Source organism: Micromonospora sp. CA-259024 (genome assembly GCF_050936255.1).
Lineage (GTDB): Bacteria > Actinomycetota > Actinomycetes > Mycobacteriales > Micromonosporaceae > Micromonospora.
The window spans coordinates 1,618,039-1,632,542 of record NZ_JBNJND010000002.1; the positions used below are offsets into that span (position 1 = coordinate 1,618,039).

A 14,504-nucleotide genomic window follows, 5' to 3' on the forward strand; every position below is an offset into this window, starting at 1 on the left:
CAGCCGGGCACACCCGCGAGCGCCAAGAATCCGGCCCGGCCGGTCAGGTCGCGGCGATCGCGGCCTGACTCTCCGCCCAGACCCGCATGATGTCCCGGACGGAGATCACCCCGGCGACCTCCCGGCCGTCCAGCACCACCAGGTGCCGGAACCCGCCCCGGGCCATCGCGGCGGCGGCCTCGGCCACCGTCCACTCGGGCCCCGCGTAGACCACGTCCCACGTCAGGTGGGCGCCGGTGCGTTCCACGTCGCAGTCCAGCCCGGCGCCGATGGCCTTCAACACGTCCCGTTCGGTCATGATCCCGATTCCCTCGGAATCCGGGTCGACCACGACCGCCGACCCGACACCACGGGCCGACATCATCCGGGCCGCCTGGCGGAGCGTGTGCTCCGGACCGACGACGAGGACCTGGCTGGACATCGCTTCCCGTACCTGCATCACGCATCACCCCTTTGGGACGGTGGCATCCGGTATGGACATGGTGGTCCGTGGATGTTTCCGGGACAAGGCCGAACATCGCCGCGACTCCGGGCGGTCGCTACTGTCGAACGGTGTCCACCGAGCCCTTGCGCTGTGCCGGCGCGCTGGTCGTCGACCACGACGGCCGCATCTTCTTCCAGCGCCGCTCACCGCACCGACGCCTCTTTCCCAATTGTTGGGACATCGTCGGCGGGCACCTGGAGCCCGGCGAGGAGATCGAGGAAGCACTCGGCCGGGAGATCACCGAGGAGACCGGCTGGGTCCTCTCGCACGTGCTGGGCCAGGTGGGTGAGTACAGCTACGTGGGCGACGACGGCCTGGCCCGGATCGAGTACGACTTCCTGGTCCGGGTCGACGGCGACCTCGACCGCCCGACGCTGGAGGCTGGCAAGCACACCGAGTACCGCTGGCTGGCCGAGCACGAGGTGACCATGCTGGACGAGCACCGCGACGTCAACGACGGGCTGATCCGGCGGATCGCGGAGGAGGGCTTCGCCGTCCTGCGGTCGATCGGTCTGTGAACACCGTCGCGGTGGCGCCGCACCGGATCGCCGGGCTGCTCGCCCCGGCCGTGGACCGGATCTTCCGCGCCGGCATGCTGGCCGGCCGGGACGGTGGTGGCGCCGAGCTGTCCCAGCGCTACGGCGGAGTGGCGGCGACCGGCTTCCTCGTCGACCTGCGCACCCGGCTGGCCGCACCCGGTGGCACGGTCGACGGGCCGGGGTTCGCAGCGATCACCCGGTACCAGGACCCGGCCGCCTGCCAGCGGACCGTCGACAAACAGGTGGCACACGGGATGATCTACCGCGCCCCGGACGGCGCGCTCTCCGCCACCGAGCGTGGTGCGGCCTTCCTCACCGGGCTGTACCAGGTGCACGCCGAGGTCACCGAGGAGCTGTGGGCCGGGCACGACGAGCGGGTGTCCCGGCTGGTGGCAGTGCTCGGCCGGTTGCTGTCGTACGCCCTGGTGCTGGCCGACGAGGAGGGCGACCGGGGCGGCTCGGCCTTCGCCGCGATGGCGCCCCCGTACGAGCCGGACGGCACCCCGTCGGGCGTGCTGCTGCTCAACCGGCTCGGCACGCTGCGGTACCACCGGGCCGACGCGCACGCTGCCGCCTGGGCTGCCGCCGGGCACACCGCGTCGAGCATCGCCGCCCTGCCGACCGGCCCCGAACGGCTCGCCATCGAGCTGGAGACCGACCGGCGGGCCGCCGGTCCGTACGCCGCGCTCGGCGCGGAGGAGCGCCTGACCATGCTCGCCGACCTGGCCGCCCTCCCCGGCTGACCCGGCGGGCACTGCTCGATTGACCTGGCGGCGTTGCCCGGCTGACCCGGTTGGCCGGAGCGGCGCGGCCAGCCGGGGCTATCCTCCAGCGGTGACGGGGAGCAGGACGAGGGAGGATGTCGCGATGATCGGAATGGTGCTCGCGGCCGGAGCGGGACGCCGGCTGCGCCCGTACACCGACACCCTGCCCAAGGCGCTGGTGCCGGTGGACGGCGAGACCACGATCCTGGACATCGCGCTCGGCAACCTCGCCGAGGTCGGGCTCAACGAGATCGTGATCGTGGTCGGCTACGCGGCGGACGCGGTCCGCGACCGGCAGGCCGACCTGGAGAAGCGGTACGGGGTCACGCTCACCCTGGTGCAGAACGACAAGGCCGAGGAGTGGAACAACGCCTACTCGCTCTGGCTGGCCCGGGAGTACTTCGCGCGCGGGGTGCTGCTGGTCAACGGGGACACCGTGCACCCGGTGAGCGTGGAGAAGACCCTGCTCGCCGAGCGTGGGCCGGGCATCCTGCTCGCCGTGGACACGCTCAAGCCGCTGGCCGAGGAGGAGATGAAGACCACCTTCGACGCCGCCGGCCAGCTCACCCGGATCACCAAGATCATGGACCCGGGCGAGGCGTACGGGGAGTACATCGGCGCCACGTTGATTGAGCCGCAGGTCGCCGACGCGCTGGCCGACGCCCTGGAGGCGACCTGGCGGCGTGACCCGAACCTCTACTACGAGGACGGCTACCAGGAGTTCTCCGACCGGGGTGGCGAGGTGCGGGCAGCGCCGATCGGCGACGTCCCGTGGGTCGAGGTCGACAACCACGCCGACCTGGCCCGCGCGCGGGAGATCGCGTGCCGCTACTAGCGCGGAGCGTCCTCACCCCGCTGCACATCGACGTGCGACGCGGGGCGGTCGCCGACCTGGGCGCGATCCTGGCCGACGGGCGGATCTCCGCGGGCGGTGACGTGGCGGTCGTGGTCGGCCCAGGTCAGGGTTCCCAGATCGCGGAGCTGATCCGGCCGTCGCTGCGGACCGCCGACGTGTTCACGGTCACCGGGGGGACTCTGGACGCCGCCGACGATCTCGGCGGCAAGCTCCGCGCCCGGTCGTACGACGCGGTCGTGGGCATCGGCGGCGGCAAGACCATAGACGTGGCGAAGTACGCGGCGACCCGGCGGGGACTGCCAATGGTCTCGGTGGCCACCAGCCTCGCCAACGATGGCATCGCCTCTCCGGTTGCCAGCCTGATCACCGACGGAATCAAGGGTTCCTACGGGGTGCACATCCCGATCGCGGTGATCGTCGACCTGGATTTCGTGGAGAGCGGCCCGGACCGGCACAACCGGGCCGGCATCGGCGACGTGGTGAGCAACATCAGCGCCCTGGCCGACTGGGAGCTGTCCCGGCAGGTACGCGGCGAGCCGGTCGACGGGCTGGCCGCGTCGCTGGCGCGGGCGGGCGCCGAAGCGGTGCTCAACCACCCGGGCGACATGAGCGACGACGCCTTCGTCACCGTGTTGGCCGAAGCGCTGATCTCCAGCGGCCTTGCCATGGCGATCTGCGGCACCAGCCGTCCGTCCAGTGGCGGCTGTCACGAGATCATGCACGCGGTGGATGCGCTCTACCCCGGCACCGCCTCGCACGGCGAGCTGGCCGGGCTGGGCGCGCTCTTCTGCACCTGGCTGCGCGGGGACCTGCGCCGCTTCGGGGAGATGTCGGCCTGCCTGGCCCGGCACGGCCTGCCCCGGCTCCCCGCCGAGGTGGCGCTCACCGACGACCAGTTCGTGGAGGCGGTGCAGTTCGCACCGCGCACCCGGCCGGACCGGTACACCATCCTCGAACACCTCGCGCTGTCGCCTACCGAGACGCGGGAGCGGCTGGCAGACTACGCCGGTGCAATCCGCGACCAGCTTGGCTGACCCCCGTCCCACCGTCGCCGACTTCCACCGGGTGAACCGGGGCGGCGGCCTGTTCAGCGAGTCGATCAGCCAGTGGCTGGGGGCCGTCTTCGCGCTGGTCGCCCAGCGGCTCGGGCTGCGCCCGACCGCGCTGACCATCACCAACCTGGTGCTCGGTCTGGCCACCTCGGTCACCGTGGTGGCCCTCGCGGGCCCGGTCGCCGCGGGCGACGTACCGGCCTGGGTCGTCGGCCTGCTCGCCCTGATCGGCTGGCAGGTGGCGTACTCCCTGGACTGCGCCGACGGGCAACTGGCCCGGGTGACCGGCCAGGGCAGCGCAGCCGGCGCCCGGGTCGACGTGCTCTGCGACGTGGCGGCGCAGATCGCCCTGGTGGCAGCGCTGGCCGCCACCGCGGTGGCGCAGGAGCCGTCCACCCCGACCTGGCTGGTCGCGACCTTCGCGGGCACCTGGATGGTCAACCTGGTCACCTCGGTGATGCAGGCCGGCCCGAACGCGGCCAGCATGGTCACCTCGACCTCGCTGCCGGTCCGCCTGGTGAAGCTCGTCCGCGACTACGGCGCGGTGATCTTCGTGGCCGCCCTGGTGCTGGCTGTGGCCCCCGCGCTGGTCCTCTGGGTGATGGTCGCGTTCACCATCGTCAACGGAGGTTTCCTGCTCGCCAGCATCGCCTTCTCGGCCCGCGCCTCCCTCCGCTGACCGCCAGCCGGGGGGGGTCAGACGCGGCTGGGGGTGCGGGTCACGCCGGCGTAGATGTCGATGAGCTGCTTGGTGACCACATCGGGATGGAAGGTCCGCTCGTAGCGAGCGCGGGCTGCCGGCGCCAGACCGGGCGCACCGGCACGGGCCACCGGCAGAGCGGCGGCCAGCGCGGCTGGTTCCGGGGCGACCACCCAGCCGGCCTCGCCCGGTGCGATCCCGGCCGGCACGGGCGACCCGCCGCCCCCGACCACCGCGGAGGCGACGTCGGCTGGGCCGGTGCCAGCGGGCTCGTGCGGGGCATCCGCCCCGACCATGTACGGGATGCCGCCCAACGCCGTGCCGAGCACCGGCCGGCCGCTCGCCAGCGCCTCGATGATCACGGTCGGCAGCACGTCGTGCCACATGGAAGCGGCGATCACCACCGCGCTCGCCTCGACCGCCGCCCGCACTCCGGCCCGGTCGAGCTGGCCGAGGTAGACCACGTCGGGTCGCTCGGCGGCGGCCGCCTCGACGAGCGGGCGCAGCTCGCCGCCGCCCGCCACGCGGAGCGTGCCCAGCGCACCCACCGGGTGCCTGCGCCAGGCCTCCAGCAGGAGGTCCACGCCCTTCTCCGGCGAGAGCCGGGCCATGTAGAGGAACCCGTCCCCGAGCGGCGTCGGCCGCCCCGGATCAGGCACCGAATTCGGCTTCACCACGATTCGTTCGTCCGGAATGCCGTAATCACGGAGGTGGTCGGCGATCGCCGAGGTGAGCGCGATGTACCGGTCCACCGAACGCCAGGTCCCCCGGTGCACGGCCAGGGTGGTCGCCATCAACGCGCTCTGTGCCGCCGAGTCGCGGTAGCAGCGGTGCTTGATCGCCGGCACGCCCAGCGCCCGCCCCTTGCAGTCCTGACAGATCACGCCGTCCCGGAAGTAGATCCCCGAGGAGCAGACCTGCCGGTAGTTGTGCACCGTCTGCACCACCGGCACGCCGTGCCGGTGCGCCGTCCGCACCACCCACGGCGAGAGCAGGGGGTACGGGTTGTGCAGGTGCAGAACGTCCGGTCGGTGCTCGGTGAGCAGCCGGCTCAGGTCGTGCTGGGCCCGCGGAGCCCAGATCGGCGAGATCGGCAGCAGTGCCTTCGCCACCTTCGACATCGACGGGATCTCGTCCGAGCTTCGGATGAACGGCAGCACCTCGACGCCAGCGTCGGTGAGCTGAGCGATCTCCGAGTCGACGATCGTGTTCTCGCCGGAGGGCTGAGCTTCCCGGTACCGGTTGTGCGCCACCACGATTCTCACGGTAAAGAAGGCTACCGTTGTGTCGTGCCCGAACTACCGGAGGTTGAGGCGCTCGCGGGTTACCTGCGACAGCGCGCGGTGGGGCGCCGTGTCGACCGGCTGGAGATCGCCGCGATCAGCGCCCTGAAAACGTACGAACCGGCACCGACCGCGGTCGCCGGTCGGGCGGTGGTCGACGCCAGCCGGCACGGCAAGTTCCTCGACGTCCTCTTCGAGGGCGACCTGCACCTGGTGGTCCACCTGGCCCGGGCGGGCTGGCTGCACTACCGGGAGGCTTTCCCGGCAACCACCCCACTGCGTCCGGGCAAGGGCCCGATCGCACTCCGCGTACGCCTGGACGACGGTTCCGGCTTCGACCTCACCGAGGCCGGCACCCAGAAGAAGCTGGCCGCGTACCTGGTCACCGACGTGGCTGCGGTGCCCGGGGTGGCCAAGTTGGGCCCCGACGCGCTCGCCGCGGACCTGCCCGCCTTCGCTGAGCGGCTGCGTAGCCGGCGAGGGCAGGTCAAGGGGGTGCTGACCGACCAGTCGGTGCTGTCGGGGGTGGGCAACGCGTACTCCGACGAGATCTTGCATGCCGCGAAGCTGTCCCCGTTCGCGATCACCGATCGGCTCACCGACGCCCAGATGGCAACCCTGCACGCGGCGACCCGGCAGGTCCTCGGTGACGCGGTCGAGCGGTCCCTCGGTCAGCGGGCGGCGGAGTTGAAGGGTGAGAAGCGCTCCGGGTTGAAGGTGCACGCCCGCACCGGGCTGCCCTGCCCGGTGTGCGGAGACACCGTGCGGGAGGTGTCGTTCGCTGACTCCAGCCTCCAGTACTGCCCGACCTGCCAGACCGGCGGAAAGCCGCTCGCTGACCGACGGTTGTCCCGTCTCGTACGGTGAGTAATCCCACTCGGCGACTACGGAGTGGAATCGGCCCGACTGAGCGGAAGCTCCGGTCCGCCGTTCTCGCCACGAGCGCATCCATCGGTATAGTGGCCCGGTCCCCGGCTTCTGAAATGGTGCGGAGCCGGCCAGATCCCGCCGGCACCATCGGTCGCCAATCTCCTTCGGGCGGCGACCGGTCGGAGCCCGCGTGGGAGACTGGGACGGTGGGCGACCCGGGCCCTCACGCCGAGTGAGCGGCCCGTGTCATGCGGGAGGACATGGGTGAGGTGACGGCAAGCCTCCAGCGCCCGGTAACCAACGAAGGCCGGAGCAGACTCGTGCGGCACGTCGACAGCTTCGAGATCCAGCCGCCGACGCCGCCGTCACACAACGGCGTCCCTCGGTCGGCTTGGACGAGGGCGCGACGCCGTGTCTCCCGCTGGCACCGCCCCTACATCGCGATCCTGCTGCTGCTCGACTTCGGCGCGGCGGCGTTCGCCAGCTGGATCGCGATCCAGCTCTTCGACCAGGCCGCTTCCGGGTTCTCCGGCACCCAACAGGACCCGACGTGGTTCCACACCGTCTCCTACCTGCTGCTTCCGCTCGGCTGGGTGGTGATCCTCTGGAGCAACCGGGCCTACGACCGGCGCTACCTGGGGCTCGGCCCGGACGAGTTCAAGCGGGTGATCCGGGCATCGGTGACGGTGGCCGCGAGCGTCTCCTTCCTCGCCTTCTCCACCGTCACCCAGCTCTCCCGGTTCACCGTGGGCACGGCGCTGGTCGGCGCGACACTGCTGATCCTCTGGGGCCGGTTCGTGGCCCGCTGGGCGCTGCACTACATCCGTCGGCGCGCCGGTCAGGCCGCCCACCGGATGGTGCTGGTCGGCACCCTGCCCGAGTGCCTGGAGGTCTACGCGGCGGTCACCCGCAGCCCGGCCGCCGGGCTGATGCCCGTCGCCATCCACATCACCGACGGGTACGCGGCGGCGCGGGGGATGCCAACCCCCGTGCCGGTGTACGCCGGGCGTGACGTCCTGGCCCTGGTCCGTGAGGTCGGTGGGGACACCATCGCCGTCTGCGGGTCGGCCAGCGCCGAGCCGGGTGAGCTGCGCCGCCTGGCCTGGCAACTGGAGGGCTCCGGCGTCGACCTGGTGGTCGCCCCGCAGCTCACCGACATCGCCGGCCCTCGGGTGCACATCCGGCCGATCGAGGGTCTGCCGCTGCTGCACGTCGAGGAACCGACCCTCTCCGGGCCTGCGCTGCTGGCCAAGAACCTGATGGACCGGGTCGCCGCCGGCCTGGGCCTGCTGCTGCTGGTTCCGCTCTTCCTGGGCATCGCCGTGGCGATCCAGCTCTCCGACCGTGGGCCGGTGTTCTTCCGTCAGCCCCGGGTGGGGCACGAGGGGCGCACGTTCCGGGTGTGGAAGTTCCGGACGATGTACGTCGACGCCGAGGATCGGCTGGCCAGCCTGGTCGACCGGAACGAGACCGACGGCATGTTGTTCAAGATGAAGCAGGACCCCCGGGTCTTCCCGGTCGGCCGCTTCCTGCGGGCCTCGTCGCTGGACGAGCTGCCGCAGCTGATCAACGTGCTCTGGGGTGAGATGTCGCTGGTCGGCCCCCGCCCGCTGCCGGCCGACGACGGCGACTTCCTGGGTGACGTGCGCCGCCGGCTGCTGGTCCGCCCGGGTATGACCGGCCTGTGGCAGGTCTCCGGCCGCTCCGACCTGTCCTGGGACGAGTCGGTCCGGCTGGACCTCTACTACGTCGACAACTGGTCGCTGGCGTACGACCTGAGCATCCTGTGGCGCACCGTCGGTGTGGTACTCGCCCGCAAGGGCGCGTACTAGGGGGTTGGCGCGCCGGGTCGCAGGGGCAAGGATCGCTGCGTGGGTGCCAACCTCTCCGCCGTGGTCGGCGTCGTATCACTCGTCACCGCGCTGACCGCTGCCCTGTGGGCGGTGCTGCGGTTACGTGCCCGCCGTGGCATCGCCACCGCCACCCAGCGAGCCACCTACGAGGTGCTGCACACCGCCGGGCTGGCCGCCGAGCCGCTACGAGCGGGGCTGAGCGAGGCGGGCGCGGCGAAGGCCGTACGCCATCTGCGGGCCCTGGTGGGCGCGGCCGGGCTGGCACTCGCCGACGCCGACCGGCTGCTCGCCCTCGACGGGCGCGGCACGCACCACGGCGAACAACTGCTCGCGGCGGCCCAGCGGACGGTGGACACCGGCCGCTCGACGGTGCTCGGCGAGCAGGAGCTGCGCTGCGACCGGGTCGACTGCCCGATCCGAGGGGCGGTTGTCGCGCCGTTGCAGGGGGCGGACGGCCGGGTGGTCGGCGCGCTGGTGGCGATCGCCGACAGCCCACCGGCGCCCGGGCTGGTGCAGGCCACCCTGGAGACCGCGCACTGGGCCGGTAACCAGCTCGCTCTGGCCGAGCTGGATTCGTCGCGGGAGCGGTTGGCCCGTGCCGAGATCCGGGCGTTGCGGGCGCAGATCAGCCCGCACTTCATCTACAACGCGCTGACCGCGATCGGCTCGTTCGTACGCACCGATCCGGAGCGGGCCCGGGAGCTGATCCTGGAGTTCGCGGAGTTCACCCGGTACTCGTTCCGGGCGCACGGGGAGTTCACCACCCTCGCCGAGGAGTTGCGGTCGATCGACCGCTACCTGACCATCGAGCGGGCCCGGTTCGGCGACCGGTTGCAGGTGCGGTTGCAGATCGCCCCGGAGGTGCTGCCGGTGACGCTGCCGTTTCTCTGCCTGCAGCCACTGGTGGAGAACGCGGTCCGCCACGGGTTGTCCCGCAAGCCGGGCACGGGCATGGTGAGCATCGAGGCCCGGGACGCGGGCGCCGAATGCCACATCACGGTGGAGGACGACGGAGTGGGAATGGATCCGACCACGCTGACCGCCGGCATCGCCGAGCTGGCCCGCGGCACGGGCGACCCGGGCGACGACACGGGCCAGCACGTGGGCCTCTCCAACGTCGACGAGCGGTTGCGGTCGGTCTTCGGGGACCGGTTCGGCCTGGTCGTGGAGACCGGGCTGGGTTCGGGCACGAAGGTGAGCATGCGGGTGCCGAAGTTCCATCCCGGCGTGCGGGCAGGATCGTGAGCGAGCGAATCGGGACGGCTGCGGTGAGCGCGTCCGGATTTCTGCGGGTCCTGGCGGTGGACGACGAGCCGCCCGCGCTCGACGAACTGGCGTACCACCTGCGGGCCGACCCCCGGGTGGCCCGGCTGCACACCGCCGGGGACGCGACCGAGGCGCTGCGGCTGCTCCGTGACGGTGACGTGGACGTGGTCTTCCTGGACATCCGGATGCCCGGGCTGGATGGGATGGAGCTGGCCCGGGTGCTGCGCCGGTTCGCCCGGCCGCCTGCGATCGTCTTCGTCACCGCGTACGACGACGGCGCGGTCGACGCGTTCGATCTGGGGGCCACCGACTACGTCCGCAAACCGGTCCGCGCCGACCGACTCGCCGAGTCGTTGCGCCGGGTGATCGGCTCACGGGTGGTGCCGTCGCATCCGGCGGCGCTGGCCCGTGCCGAGGAGGACCCGACCATCCCGATCGAGTTGGCCGGCACCACCCGGATGTTGCCCCGCTCGGCGGTGCGCTGGGTGGAGGCGCAGGGTGACTACGCCCGGTTGCACACCGCGGAGGGGTCGCACCTGGTGCGGGTGTCGCTGGCCACGCTGGCGGAGCGCTGGGCCGATGCCGGTTTCGTCCGGGTGCACCGGTCGTACCTGGTGCAGTTGAAGTTGATCGCGGAGCTGCGGCTGGTCAACTCCGGCTACGTGGTGGTGATCGACGGAACCGAGCTGCCGGTGAGCCGGCGGCATACCCGGGAGCTGAAGGACAAGCTGGTCAGGGCGGCGAAGCAGGACTGGGGCCGGTGACCCGGCTCCCAGCCCTGCTCGTCGTCTCCGCGCCCGCCTCGGTGGTCGTCAGGCCTTGACCTGGTCGGCGATGGCCAGGGCGAGGTCCTTCAGCTGTTCCCTGGACAGCGGAGCCTGCGGCTGCGCGGGAACGGCCGACTCGTCGACCCCGACCATGTTCAGCACGCTCGCCTCGAGCGCCCGGTCGCCGGGCAACTCGACCACGATGAGGTACTGCACGCTCTTCTGCCGCTTACCGGTCAGCGCCTCGATCTCGCCCGTGGGGGTTGCATCACGGCAGCGGGAATAGCCGCGCCTGTCGTACGTTGTACGGTATCCCGAACGACGAATGGAGCCGCCGTGTTCGACGCTGCCACCGAATTCGACCGCCAGCTCGACCTGCTGGTGCAACTGGACTACCCCGGGCTGGCCGGGCTGCCCGAGAGCACCTTCCGTGACCTGGTCGCACCCCTGCGGGCCAGGGCGGTCGACGGCACCGCCGGCCTACCCGAGCCCACCGATGCCCGGGTGCCGTTCCTGCTGGTCACCACGCGGGACCTGGTCGAGGTGGAGGCGCGACTGGCCCTCACCACGCTCGCCGGCAAGCGCAAGCCCGGATTCCTCGACCGGCACTACGCCGAGGACGACCTGCCGCGCTTCGACCCGATCAAGGAGCTGGAGGTGCCGGCCGGGCCGGCGTACCTCCTCTTCGACGTCGACCGGGGCGAGGAGTTCCGCAACCTGCCGCCGGCTGCGGCGCTGGCCGGGATGACCGCCCAGGGCCGCCTGCCGCTCACCATCGACGAGGGGCTCGCCTTCATCACGCTGTACCCGACCGCGCTGGCCAGCAACAGGTGCTTCTCGCTGGTCGGATCGCGGTGCGGCGACAAACGGGTGCCGGCACTCTGGATCAGCCAGGGCGCACCGAAGCTGGGCTGGTGCTGGTACGGCAACCCCCACACCTGGCTCGGTTCCGCCTCGGCCCGACCGGAGCGCGTCGGCCTGGCGTGACCGCACGCGCCACCAGCCCTCGCCCTTGATCGACTCGGATTCCCGGAAGACGGGCCATCCCACGCCCCGGATGCCCCGACTTCCGGAATATCAAGTGGATCAAGCCCGGCAGGTCGACGAGGTCATGCAGGGCCAGGGGTCTCGCTGCCCCATAGGGCAGTTCGCGCAACGCGGCGAGCAGTTGTCCCAAGGTCCGGGCGAAGGGTCAGAAGATGTCGACCAGCGGCAGCGCGAGGGGGAACGGCTGCTCGGTGCGGTAGACCTCGCCAACCGGCAGAACGGCCTGCTCGCGGTAACCGCCCGCGCCGTTCACCAACACGGTCAGGGTCTGTTTCCGGGGCTCCACCAGCCAGTAGCGGGGAATGCCGACGGCGGCGTACTCATGGCGTTTGAGCACCAGGTCGCGACCGGCGTTGCTTGGCGAGATCACCTCGACGACGAGGAGCACGTCGGTCGGGTCGAGCGCGGCACCACCCCGGTCCATCGCGCTCTCGTTGGCCACAAAGAGATCCGGCACGAAGTACGAAGAGCGCTTCGCGCTCACACCGATGTCCTGACCGACGAACACGCCGGCGGGGGCCTGCCGATCGAGCAGCCGGCGGAGGCGGTTGGCGACCGCTCCGTGGAAGACGTCCGCATGGGGGGACACGAGCAGGCTCCCGTCGAAGATCTCGTAGACCTGGTCGTCCTCGGGAAGACTCTGGAGGTCGTCCACCGTCCAGGCGTCGCCCCAGCCGGGCCGGGCAGGATTGGTCACCGTCACACCTCCTCTCTACCGGACCACCCTGACAGCTCGGCCGGTCGTCCACAACGAGCCTCGGCTGTTCGTGGAGGCCAGCGGGCATGGCTGCCGAGTTATCCACAGGCATGGCCGGTTCTCCACAGGTTATCCACAACGTCAGCCGCCGATCTCCACAGCGCACCGCGATCCCGGCGACCGCCGGCGTCACAGACTGCCCAGGTACGCGACGCTGGTGACGGACACCGCTTGACAATCCCGCACGGCGGGCGAGACTGCCGGGGTGGCCAAGCAACTCCCTGACGTGGGGTCGGGCGGTTCGGTACCGCCGCCCCGGCGGGCCCGGATCGTGCTGGCCGAGATCAGCCGGCAGGACACCCGGGCTGAGCGGACACGCGCCGAGCTGGCCCAGCAGACCCAGGTCGGCGAGGCGCTGGTCCGTGGCCTGGTGCGGGCCCAGCTCGCCCTGGCGCTGCGGCTCTCGCTGGTGGTCGCCATCGGGTTGGGCGGGCTGCCCTGGTTGTTCGCCATCGCACCGTCACTCGGCCGCACCACCGTCGCCGGCGTCAACCTGCCGTGGCTGCTGCTGGGTGTCGCCTCCTTCCCGTTCCTGATCGGGGTGGGTTGGGCGTACGTGCGGCTGGCCGAGCGCAACGAACAGGACTTCACCGACCTGGTGCAGCGGCCGGAGCGCTGAGGTGGGCAACGACTACGTGGTCCCGGCCATCGTCACGGTCACCCTGGTCACCGTCGGAATCGGCTTCTACGGGCTGCGGTTGGCCCGCACCACCTCCGACTTCCTGGTCGCCTCCCGCGCGATCAGTCCCACCTGGAACGCCGCGGCGATCGGCGGGGAGTACCTGTCGGCGGCGAGCTTCCTCGGCATCGCCGGCCTGGTTCTCAAGTACGGCGTGGACGTGCTCTGGTACCCGGTCGGGTTCGCGGCCGGCTACCTGGCCCTGCTGCTCTTCGTGGCGGCGCCGCTGCGCCGCTCCGGCGCGTTCACCCTGCCCGACTTCTGCGAACTGCGGCTCGGCTCCCGCCGGCTACGCATCCTGGCCACCGTCTTCGTGATCTTCATCGGTTGGCTGTATCTGGTGCCGCAGCTTCAGGGCGCCGGGCTGACCCTGGCCACGGTGGCCGGCTCCCCGTACCCGCTCGGTGCCCTGCTGGTGGCCGCCGTGGTCACCGCGAACGTGGCGCTGGGCGGGATGCGGGCAATCACCTTCGTGCAGGCGTTCCAGTACTGGCTCAAGCTGACCGCTCTCGCCGTACCGGCGATCTTCCTGGCGTTGCAGTGGCAGGCCGACGCCCGCCCCGCGGTGACTCCGCCCGACGGGCCGACGTTCCGGACCGCGACCACCGTCGTGGTCGAGCACCGCGCGACCCTCACGCTGCCGGACGGCGACGTCCGGGAGGTACGCCCCGGCGACGAGCTGACCTTCGCCGCCGGTGACCCGGTGCCGGAGGTGTCCGGGGTGGCCACCGACGCCAGCGACTGGCTGCTGCCCAGCGCCGCGGGTGACGACGACCGGGGTCTGTTCGCCACGTACTCGCTCATCCTGGCGACCTTCCTGGGCACCATGGGCCTGCCGCACGTGCTGGTCCGCTTCTACACCAACCCGGACGGCGCGGCGGCACGCCGTACCACCCTGGTCGTGCTGGCCCTGGTCGGCGCCTTCTACCTGCTGCCCACCCTGTACGGGGTGCTCGGCCGGATCTACACGCCGCAGTTGCTGATCAGCGGGCAGACCGACGCGGTGGTGGTGCTCCTGCCCGGTGCGGCCCTCGGCGACGGCATGGTCGGGCGGCTGCTCGCCGCCCTGGTCTCGGCGGGCGCGTTCGCGGCCTTCCTCTCCACCTCGTCCGGGCTGTTGACAAGCGTCGCCGGGGTGATCTCGACGGACGTCCTCGGCCGGGGCTCGGTACGCGGCTTCCGGCTGGCCACGGTGATAGCGGGAGCGGTGCCGACGGTCCTGGCGCTGCACGTCTCAGGGCTGGACGTGTCGCAGGTGGTCGGGCTGGCCTTCGCGGTCGCCGCGTCGAGTTTCTGCCCGCTGCTGGTGCTCGGCATCTGGTGGCGCGGGCTGACCGACCTGGGCGCTGCCGCCGGGGTGCTGGCCGGCGGCGGTGCGGCGATCGGAGCGGTGCTGATCACGGTGCTCGGCCCGACCCTGTCCGGCTGGCCGGCCACGCTCATCGCGCAGCCGGCCGCCTGGACGGTGCCACTGGCCTTCACCGTGATGGTCGCGGTGTCGATGGCCACCCGCCGCCGCGCTCCCGCCGACGTCGCGGCCACCATGCTCCGCCTGCACACCCCCGAAGCCCTCCGCATGTAAAGGGA

The 14,504-nt window shown here is 71.7% G+C and carries 16 protein-coding genes; 12 read left to right on the forward strand and 4 right to left on the reverse strand.

Going from position 1 to position 14,504, the window contains the following annotated elements; genetic code table 11:
- Positions 1-43: 43 nt before the first annotated feature.
- Entirely contained in the window at positions 44-439 is a 396-nt protein-coding gene (locus ACQEUX_RS26985) for a CBS domain-containing protein (protein ID WP_433053996.1), read from the reverse strand.
- A 113-nt stretch (positions 440-552) separates the two neighbouring features.
- Here ACQEUX_RS26985 and ACQEUX_RS26990 point away from each other — a divergent pair, with 113 nt between their 5' ends.
- The 5 genes from ACQEUX_RS26990 to ACQEUX_RS27010 all read left to right on the forward strand — a co-directional run bounded on the left by ACQEUX_RS26990 (position 553) and on the right by ACQEUX_RS27010 (position 4,374).
- Complete coding sequence (locus ACQEUX_RS26990) at positions 553-1,002, forward strand: NUDIX hydrolase (protein WP_433053999.1); 450 nt, start codon at positions 553-555, stop codon at positions 1,000-1,002.
- Positions 999-1,766 (forward strand): hypothetical protein, encoded by a 768-nt coding sequence (locus ACQEUX_RS26995; RefSeq protein ID WP_433054002.1) that lies wholly within the window; start codon positions 999-1,001, stop codon positions 1,764-1,766. The genes ACQEUX_RS26990 and ACQEUX_RS26995 overlap by 4 nt, the downstream gene beginning before the upstream one ends.
- A gap of 124 nt (positions 1,767-1,890) precedes the next feature.
- Positions 1,891-2,622, forward strand: a complete 732-nt coding sequence (locus tag ACQEUX_RS27000) for a sugar phosphate nucleotidyltransferase (protein ID WP_433054006.1) — start codon at positions 1,891-1,893, stop codon at positions 2,620-2,622.
- Positions 2,610-3,677: an iron-containing alcohol dehydrogenase family protein gene (locus tag ACQEUX_RS27005; RefSeq protein ID WP_433054009.1), complete on the forward strand. Its 1,068-nt coding sequence runs from the start codon at positions 2,610-2,612 to the stop codon at positions 3,675-3,677. The genes ACQEUX_RS27000 and ACQEUX_RS27005 overlap by 13 nt, the downstream gene beginning before the upstream one ends.
- Positions 3,652-4,374, forward strand: coding sequence for a CDP-alcohol phosphatidyltransferase family protein (locus ACQEUX_RS27010; RefSeq protein ID WP_433054012.1), 723 nt, complete (start codon positions 3,652-3,654; stop codon positions 4,372-4,374). Before ACQEUX_RS27005 ends, ACQEUX_RS27010 begins: the two co-directional genes overlap by 26 nt.
- A 17-nt stretch (positions 4,375-4,391) precedes the next feature.
- Here ACQEUX_RS27010 and ACQEUX_RS27015 read toward each other — a convergent pair whose 3' ends face one another.
- Positions 4,392-5,660, reverse strand: coding sequence for a glycosyltransferase (locus ACQEUX_RS27015; RefSeq protein WP_433054015.1), 1,269 nt, complete (start codon positions 5,658-5,660; stop codon positions 4,392-4,394).
- Positions 5,661-5,684: 24 nt separating this feature from the next.
- On the opposite strand from ACQEUX_RS27015, the gene ACQEUX_RS27020 reads away from it, so the two are divergent.
- The 4 genes from ACQEUX_RS27020 (at position 5,685) to ACQEUX_RS27035 (ending at position 10,431) form a co-directional block, all read left to right on the forward strand.
- Entirely contained in the window at positions 5,685-6,545 is an 861-nt protein-coding gene (locus ACQEUX_RS27020; protein ID WP_433054018.1) for an Fpg/Nei family DNA glycosylase, read from the forward strand.
- 263 nt (positions 6,546-6,808) lie between these two features.
- Complete coding sequence (locus ACQEUX_RS27025; protein WP_433057159.1) at positions 6,809-8,380, forward strand: sugar transferase; 1,572 nt, start codon at positions 6,809-6,811, stop codon at positions 8,378-8,380.
- 39 nt (positions 8,381-8,419) lie between these two features.
- Positions 8,420-9,646, forward strand: a complete 1,227-nt coding sequence (locus tag ACQEUX_RS27030; protein ID WP_433054021.1) for a sensor histidine kinase — start codon at positions 8,420-8,422, stop codon at positions 9,644-9,646.
- Between the two features lie 23 nt (positions 9,647-9,669).
- Positions 9,670-10,431, forward strand: a complete 762-nt coding sequence (locus tag ACQEUX_RS27035) for a LytR/AlgR family response regulator transcription factor (protein ID WP_433057161.1) — start codon at positions 9,670-9,672, stop codon at positions 10,429-10,431.
- Positions 10,432-10,479: 48 nt separating this feature from the next.
- Here ACQEUX_RS27035 and ACQEUX_RS27040 read toward each other — a convergent pair whose 3' ends face one another.
- Positions 10,480-10,650 (reverse strand): hypothetical protein, encoded by a 171-nt coding sequence (locus ACQEUX_RS27040; RefSeq protein ID WP_433054024.1) that lies wholly within the window; start codon positions 10,648-10,650, stop codon positions 10,480-10,482.
- Positions 10,651-10,770: 120 nt separating this feature from the next.
- On the opposite strand from ACQEUX_RS27040, the gene ACQEUX_RS27045 reads away from it, so the two are divergent.
- Positions 10,771-11,421 (forward strand): DUF5701 family protein, encoded by a 651-nt coding sequence (locus ACQEUX_RS27045; protein ID WP_433054027.1) that lies wholly within the window; start codon positions 10,771-10,773, stop codon positions 11,419-11,421.
- A gap of 205 nt (positions 11,422-11,626) precedes the next feature.
- Here the strand turns inward: ACQEUX_RS27045 and ACQEUX_RS27050 are convergent, their stop codons facing one another.
- Positions 11,627-12,178 (reverse strand): Uma2 family endonuclease, encoded by a 552-nt coding sequence (locus ACQEUX_RS27050; RefSeq protein WP_433054030.1) that lies wholly within the window; start codon positions 12,176-12,178, stop codon positions 11,627-11,629.
- Between the two features lie 265 nt (positions 12,179-12,443).
- Here ACQEUX_RS27050 and ACQEUX_RS27055 point away from each other — a divergent pair, with 265 nt between their 5' ends.
- Both ACQEUX_RS27055 and ACQEUX_RS27060 read left to right on the forward strand, forming a co-directional pair.
- Positions 12,444-12,857, forward strand: a complete 414-nt coding sequence (locus ACQEUX_RS27055; protein WP_433054033.1) for a hypothetical protein — start codon at positions 12,444-12,446, stop codon at positions 12,855-12,857.
- 1 nt (position 12,858) lies between these two features.
- A complete protein-coding gene (locus tag ACQEUX_RS27060) occupies positions 12,859-14,499 on the forward strand; it encodes a cation acetate symporter (RefSeq protein ID WP_433054036.1) in 1,641 nt (546 codons plus the stop codon).
- Positions 14,500-14,504 lie beyond the last annotated feature (5 nt).